The following is a 7,547-nucleotide window of genomic DNA, read 5'->3' on the forward strand; positions in this document are numbered from 1 at the left end:
AGTCACGCGCGATTCCAAGGAGACGGTCAGGATCACTGGAGGCGACAAGATGGCCGCGTACGACATCGTGATCAAGGGCGGCACCGTCATCGACGGTCTGCGCACCCCCCGCTACAGGGCCGACGTGGCGATCAAGGACGGCAAGATCGCCCAGATCGGCCTCGTCGACGCCTCCGAGGGAGCGGAGGTGGTCGACGCCTCCGGCAAGATCGTCGCTCCCGGCGTGGTCGACATCCATACCCACTACGACAGCCAGATCTTCTGGGATCCGTGGTGCACGATGTCGGGCTGGCACGGCGTCACCACGGTTCTGATCGGCAACTGCGGTTTCGGTTTCGCGCCCTGTCGGCCGGAGGACCAGGACCGCGCGATGCTCAGCCTGTCCCGCAACGAGGCGGTGCCGGTCAAGACGATGCGAGCCGGAATGCCTTGGGACTGGGTCTCCTACCCCGAGTTCCTCGACAGCGTCGACCGCACGCCCAAGGGCGTGAACGTGATGTCGCTGGTGCCCCTGGCACCGCTGTACGCCTATGTCGTCGGTGTGGACAAGGCCAAGGCGCACCGGGCGTCGGACGAGGAACTGGAGGTCATGTGCCGGCTTCTCGTCGAGGGGATGGAGGCCGGCGGCGCCGGCTGGAGCTCCCAGATCTCGGGTGACCTGTACAACGTCCAGCTCGACCACGACGGCACACCGATGGTCACCGACATGATGACCGAACGCGAGGTCACGGCGTTCTCCAGGGCGCTGCGCACGATCGGCCGGGGCACCACCCAGATCACCGGACAGCTCGAGACGGCGGCGCTGATCGCCCGGGAGAGCGGCCGTCCGATCATCTGGAACGCGCTGGCGCCCACCGGCTCGGTGAGCCAGCACGGCGAGTCGCAGTTCCCCCACCTCGCGACCATCGACCGCCTCGAAGAGCTGAACCGGAAGGACGGCCTGCGGGTCTTCGCCTCGGCCCAGATCGTGCGCTTCCAGTCCGAGATCGTCCTGGACAACTACAACCTCATGGACATCTTCCCCGCCTGGAAGGACGCCTGCCTCGGCACGCTCGAAGAGAAGATCGCCAAGTTCTCCGACCCCGGACGCCGCCCGGCCCTGCGCGCGGCGGTCGATGAACTCGAAGGCGGCTTCGGCGCCGCCCGCTACCCGCTCGCCGAGATCACCGTGAACTGGATCACGAGCGACGCCAAGGACGCGCCGGCGCTCAAGGAGCGCTACGAGGGGTTCACGATCGGTGAGATCGCGGCTCGGGAGGGCAAGTCCTTGGTCGACGCCATGCTCGACATCGCCGTCGCGGGCGATCTCAACGTGGGGTTCGGCACGACGATGATCGACATGGACACGCAGGCGGTCCGGGAGGTGACCTCCTGCTCCGTGGCGCTGCCCGGCATCAGCGACGGCGGCGCGCACACCAAGTTCGTGACCACGGGCCGTTTCGCCACCGAACTGCTGGGCCACTGGGTGCGCGAGCACGAGATCATGTCACTCGAAGAGGCGCACTGGCGCCTGTCCGCCTATCCGGCCATGGCCGTCGGGCTGCGCGACCGGGGTTCGATCGCCGAGGGAAAGCCGGCCGACGTCATCGTCTACGACCCCGACACGGTCGATGCCTTGCCGCAGGAGCGGCTGTTCGACTATCCGGCCGGTGAGTGGCGGCTGGTGCAGAAGGCCGTCGGCTACGACCGGATCATCGTGAACGGCAGGACGACCTTCGTCGACGGCGTCTGCACCGACGAAACCCCCGGCGAACTGCTCCGCCACGGCACTGCGTGACGACGATTGGGAGCCGACATGACCGAGTCAAGCGCAATGGTCTCCAAGCTGTTCGACGCGGACAACCACTACTGGGAGACGAGCGACGCGTTCACGCGCCACCGCGACCCGAAGTTCGCTGACCGCGGCGTCCAGCTCGCCGAGATCGACGGGGTCGTCCGCTACCTGGTGGACGGCGTGCAGACCACGTCGCTTCCCGGCCCGGCCGACGTGCATCCGCGTCCGTTGCCCGGCGCGTTCCTGGAGTACTTCCAAGGCGGTACCAGCCGGGAGGTCTTCCTGTCCGGATTCACCGAGAAGGCATCGGACCATCCCGACTGGTACGAGCGCGACGCCCGGCTGAAGGTGATGGATGCTCAGGGCCTCGAACACGCCTGGATGTTCCCCTCTCAGGGCGTGGTGATCGAGCCGCTGCTGCACACCGATATCGAGGCGGCGATCGAGTGCTACCGGGCCTTCAACCGGTGGCTCGAGGAGCAGTGGGGGTTCGCCTACAAGAACCGTATCTTCGGTGTGCCGTTCATCACCATGTGCGACCCGGAAGCGACACTGCGCGAGCTTGAGTGGTGCCTTGACCGCGGTGCCCGGGTGGTGAACATACGGCACGGTGCCGCCGTCACCCGTGACGGCAACCGGTCACCGGCCGACCCCATGTTCGACCGCTTCTGGCATCTGGCCGCGGAGGCAGGCGTGGTGGTCGCCACCCACGACGGCGCGGACGAAACGTACACGCCGGTGCACGCGTTGATGGGCGAGGTCTGGGGCGAAGCGCACATGGGCGGCATCGCGCCAGGCGACACCCAGCACCTGGGCCAGTCATCGACGTTCTCCGGGCTCACCAAGCACAGGACCGTCCACGACTTCGCCTACGTCCTCGTCGCCCACCGGCTCTTCGAGCGATTCCCGAAGCTGAAGATCGCCTTCATCGAGAACGGCTGCGCCTGGGTGCCGTCGCTGCTGCATGCCCTCGACTACCTGGGCCACGGCGAAGGCTTCAGGACCAGCCCCCGCGACCAGTTCATCGAACATTGCTGGGTCGCGCCGTTCGTCGAGGAGGACGTCCGCGATCTCGCCCGCCACATCCCCGTCGAGCGCATTCTCTTCGGTTCCGACTGGCCCCACGGCGAAGGCTATGCCGCACCGAAAGACTTCCTCGTCAACGTCGCCGATTTCACCCCTGCGGAACAACGGCGCATCATGCATGACAACGCGCGGGAACTCACCTTCCCGCGCTGAGGCGGCGCCCCCGACGCCGGACGCGTTCGCGCACGGGCGAATACTGGCCGGTCGTGACCTATGTGTCCGCGGCGAGCGGAGCGCGGGTGCTCTGGACGGCGAGGGCGACGAACTCGTCGGCGATGCGGTGGACCTCGGGGAAGCTGGTGTCATAGGACAGGGCCGCGTTCGTCAGGGAATGGAGGATGGCCCAGAGCATGGCGGCGGTGTCGTCCGGGTCTGCGACGCCGAGGGCGCGGAAGTCGTTCGCGAAGAGGCGTCTGGCATGGGAGAAGATCGCCCTCATGACGCCCTGGACCGCGGGGTCCAGGGCGGAGTACAGCAGGGAGTTGAGGCGAAAGAAGCGCGGGCGTGCCTCGAAGGCGTCCACGGCGGCGCGGATGCGTGATCGTATCCGTTCCGCGGGGGAGAGGTCGTCGAAGGGCAGCAGGAAGCGGCTGGTCAAGAACCATTCGTGGATGACGATCGCGTAGAGGTACTCCTTGGAGGCGAAGTACCGGTAGAGCGTGCCGAGCGCGATGCCGGCCCGCTGTGCGATCTCGGAGATGTGGACGTGCTCGTACGGCTGCTCTTCGAGTGCCTCCCGGGCGGTGCGCAGGATCCGGTCGTGCCGTTGGCGTTTGGATCCGGACAGCGGTTCACCGGCGATCGCGGCCGGTTCGGCGAGGGGGGCGGTTTCAGGGACGGGGCGGCCTTCCCCCGATGGCTCGTACAGGTCTATGAAGCGTGCGACTCGGTTATGGACCGTCGAGAACGGCGCGCCGTGGAAGACGGCGTTCGTGAGTGCCGAACGCGCGATCGCCTGGAGCATGGCCGCGGCGTCGTGCGGAGAGGCGACCCCGTGGGCGGCGAAGTCCGCGGCGTACAGCTGGTGGGTGCGCGCCGCCAGGGCCGACAGCTGGGCCCTGACCTCCGCGTCCTCGCTGGAGAAGAGCTGGACGTCGAGTCTGAAGAACTGCGGGTGCCGTTCGTACGCGGCGATCGTGGCCTCGGCCCGGCCGCGGACGCGGGCCGCACCGGGTTCTGACGGGGGCAGGGGGCGCTGGTGCTCATGCTCGTCCCACCGGCGCAGGACGACGGCGTACAGCTGGTCCTTGGACGTGAAGTAGCGGTAGAGCGTGGCCTTGGCCAGACCGGCGCGCCGTGCGACGTCGTCGACCTTGATCTGCTCGTACTCCGCGTCGTGCAGGACCTCCAGGGCGGCGTCGAGGATCTGCTGGTACCTCGCCTGCTTGAACGCGGGCATTCGGCCGCCGGGCTTGCCGGGGCGCCGCTGTCCCTCGTCCGCCATCGTCCGCCTTCGGTTCTCGCTCGCCGACCTCGCTCACTCCACGGTCCGCACCGGATCAGGCGGGTGGGATCACTGTAGCCGTTCTTCGCCTCCTGCCGTGAGGTAGGCGAAATCCGAGTCTTGTTTCCGATCGCCACCAAACGGATCTGGCGAGGTATTGCACTTGAATTAAGAGTCTCATATTTTGTGTGTCCCCGGCCGTGGGCGGCCCCGAGGAGGACGTATGGCAGACCCGGGCATGACGATCGGCGGCGTGCCGGCGGAGGCGAAGAGCACGTTCGGTGTGATCGATCCGGCGACGGCCGAGGTGTTCGCGCAGGCGCCGGACTGCACCGAGGAGCAGCTGGACCTGGCGATGAGCACCGCCCAGGCCGCGTTCCGCGAGTGGCGGCGCGACGACGAGCGCCGCCGGGCGGCGTTGCGCGAGGCCGCCGCTTCGGTCCAGGCCGACACCGAGCGGATCGCGGCCCTGCTCACCGCGGAGCAGGGCAAGCCGCTGGACGACGCGCGCATGGAGGTGATGGGCGCCGTCTACTGGCTGGGCTACTACGCCGATCTCGACGTGCCCCGCGAGGTCGTGCAGGACGACGCGAACGGCTACGCCGAGGTCGTCCGCCGTCCCCTCGGCGTCGTCGCGGCCATCACCCCGTGGAACTTCCCGGTGGCGCTGGCGTCCTGGAAGATCGCCCCGGCGCTGCGGGCCGGGAACACGATGGTGCTCAAGCCGTCGCCCTACACCCCTCTGGCGACGCTGGCCCTGGGCGAGGCGCTGGCCCGCGCCCTCCCGCCCGGCGTGCTGAACGTGGTGTCGGGCCGCGATCCGCTGGGCGCGCGGATGACCTCGCACCCCGTGCCCCGCAAGATCAGCTTCACCGGTTCGACCCCGACCGGCAAGGTGATCGCGCGGACGGCGGCCGACGACCTCAAGCGGCTGACGCTGGAGCTGGGCGGCAACGACCCGGCGATCCTCCTCGACGACGCCGACCCCGGGCGGATCGCCGACAGCCTCTTCTGGGGAGCGTTCGCCAACTGCGGGCAGATCTGTCTCGCGGTCAAGCGCGTCTACGCGCCCCGGAGCATCTACGCCGACGTCGTCGAGGCGCTCGCGGAGAAGGCCCGCGCCGTCAAGGTCGACGCGGGGACCGTCGAGGGCGCGCGCATCGGGCCGATCAACAACCGGCCGCAGTACGACCGGGTCGCGGGGCTGGTCGAGGACGCCCTCGGCAAGGGGGCCAGGGCGGCGGCGGGAGGCGCGCCCCTGGACCGTCCCGGCTACTTCTACCGACCGACGGTCCTGGCCGACGTGTCCGACGGGGTCGCGATCGTCGACGAGGAGCAGTTCGGGCCGGCCCTGCCCGTCATCGCCTACGGCGACGTGGACGAGGCGATCGAGCGCGCCAACGGCACCCCCTACGGCCTGACCGCCTCGGTCTGGTCCGCCGACGTCGACCGGGCCCGTGCCGTCGCCGCCGACCTGGACTGCGGCCAGGTCTCGATCAACGCCCACGGCGCGGGCGTCCGCCCCGACCTGCCGTTCGGCGGCGCGAAATGGAGCGGGGTCGGCGTCGAGAACGGGATCTGGGGCCTGTACGGCTTCACCGAGACCCAGGTCCTGACTGTCCCCCCGGCCGCGTAGAGCCGACCCCCCACCCCCGAGGCGAGAAGAGCGTCACCATGGGCCTGTTCAGTACGTCCCACCCCTTCACCACCGGCGTCGACATCTCCTCCGACGAGTTCTGGAGCAGGTCGTTCCAGGAGCGGGACGAGGCGTTCGCGCGCCTGCGCGCCGAGGCCCCGGTCAGCTGGCATCCGCCGGTCTCCTATCCGGCGCCGCACGAGGAGCAGGGCTTCTGGGCGGTGACGCGGGTCGAGGACATCACCACGGTCAGCAGGGACAGCGAGACGTTCCAGTCCCGCCACGGGTTCACGCTCGACCCGCTGGGAGCGCGGAGCACCGGCGGTTCGTACTTCCTCGCCATGGACCCGCCCGAGCACACCCGCCACCGCGGCCTGGTGAGCGCCGCGTTCACGCCCAAGCAGATCCGCAAGATCGACGACCGGATCACCGAGAACGCCCGGCTGATCGTGGACGACCTCGTCGGCGCGGGCGACATCGACTTCGTCGAGGCGTGCTCCAGGCGGCTGCCGATGGAGACGGTCTCCGACATGGTCGGCGTGCCGAAGTCCGAGCGCGGGAGGGTGGCGCGCGCGGCGGACAACCTCTTCGGGGCCGGAGAGGTCTCCAGGCTGCCGGCGGAGGAGGCGATGAAGCTCAAGATGGAGGAGGCGATCTACCTCTTCTCGCTCGCCAAGGATCTGGCGGCGCACCGGCGCGAGCATCCTTCCGACGACCTGCTCACCAACCTCGTCCAGGCCCGGATCGACGGCGAGGGGCTGAGCGACGACGACATCGGCGCGTTCATGCTCCTCATGGCCACCGCCGGCAACGACACCACCAAGCAGACGACGACGCACACCATGCTCGGTCTCGCCGCGCACCCCGAGCAGCGCGACTGGCTGATGGCCGACTTCGACGGCCGCATCATGGGCGCGGTCGAGGAGTTCGTCCGGCACGCCACACCGGTGATGACCTTCTCCCGGACGGCCTCCCGCGACGTGGAACTCTCCGGTGCCCGGATCTCCGCCGGCGACAAGGTCGTCCTGTTCTACTGCTCGGGCAACCGCGACGAGACGGTCTTCGAGGACCCGCACGCGTTCGACCTGTCCCGTCCCCGGACGCGGCACGTCGCCTTCGGAGGCGGCGGCGCCCACTTCTGCCTCGGCAGCGGAGTCGCCAAGGTCCAGCTCAGGTCGATCATCGGTGAGCTGCTGCGCCGCCTTCCCGACATCGAGTTCGGGACCCCCGTACGGATGAAGAGCAACTTCATCAACGGCATCCAGTCCCTCCCCGCCCACGTGGGCTGAGGCCTCACCGAGAAGGCCCCGGTGGTCAGTAGATGTAGTCCTCGCCGCCGGCCCGGACGGTGATGTCGCTGATGTCGATGCCCCAGGGCTGGTCGATGACATGGACGACGACGGCCGCCGGTTCGGCGGGGTGCGAACTGTTCGCCTGAGGTCGGTTAAGTGAACATGCGGTTGATCAAGTGATCCGACTTGACATTTTGTGTTCGTCTCTGTACTTTCGGTAGCGCGATCTGGGACGCCGGGTTCGATGTCAGCGTGCGGGGCCCCCTTTCCACCGGAGTGATGGTCTGGGGCCTCCCCGTCGCCTCTGGTCGAGCC

At 68.7% G+C, this 7,547-nt stretch carries 5 protein-coding genes; 4 read left to right on the plus strand and 1 reads right to left on the minus strand.

The genetic code is table 11. From position 1 onward, the window contains the following. Positions 1 to 49 precede the first annotated feature (49 nt). Entirely contained in the window at positions 50 to 1,777 is a 1,728-nt protein-coding gene (locus ACFPZN_RS20150) for an N-acyl-D-amino-acid deacylase family protein (RefSeq protein ID WP_378283577.1), read from the plus strand. Positions 1,778 to 1,795: 18 nt separating this feature from the next. Further along, the gene (locus ACFPZN_RS20155; RefSeq protein WP_378283578.1) at positions 1,796 to 3,013 is read left to right on the plus strand and encodes an amidohydrolase family protein; all 1,218 of its coding nucleotides are present in this window, start codon (positions 1,796 to 1,798) and stop codon (positions 3,011 to 3,013) included. A 58-nt stretch (positions 3,014 to 3,071) separates the two neighbouring features. Here ACFPZN_RS20155 and ACFPZN_RS20160 read toward each other — a convergent pair whose 3' ends face one another. Then, positions 3,072 to 4,304, minus strand: coding sequence for a TetR/AcrR family transcriptional regulator (locus tag ACFPZN_RS20160; RefSeq protein ID WP_378283579.1), 1,233 nt, complete (start codon positions 4,302 to 4,304; stop codon positions 3,072 to 3,074). Between the two features lie 223 nt (positions 4,305 to 4,527). Here ACFPZN_RS20160 and ACFPZN_RS20165 point away from each other — a divergent pair, with 223 nt between their 5' ends. Further along, positions 4,528 to 5,940, plus strand: a complete 1,413-nt coding sequence (locus tag ACFPZN_RS20165) for an aldehyde dehydrogenase family protein (protein WP_378283580.1) — start codon at positions 4,528 to 4,530, stop codon at positions 5,938 to 5,940. A 38-nt stretch (positions 5,941 to 5,978) separates the two neighbouring features. Beyond that, positions 5,979 to 7,229, plus strand: coding sequence for a cytochrome P450 (locus tag ACFPZN_RS20170; RefSeq protein ID WP_378283581.1), 1,251 nt, complete (start codon positions 5,979 to 5,981; stop codon positions 7,227 to 7,229). The last annotated feature ends 318 nt before the right edge of the window (positions 7,230 to 7,547 follow it).

Origin of the sequence: Actinomadura rugatobispora, assembly GCF_042656285.1 — a bacterium.
Lineage (GTDB): Bacteria > Actinomycetota > Actinomycetes > Streptosporangiales > Streptosporangiaceae > Spirillospora > Spirillospora rugatobispora.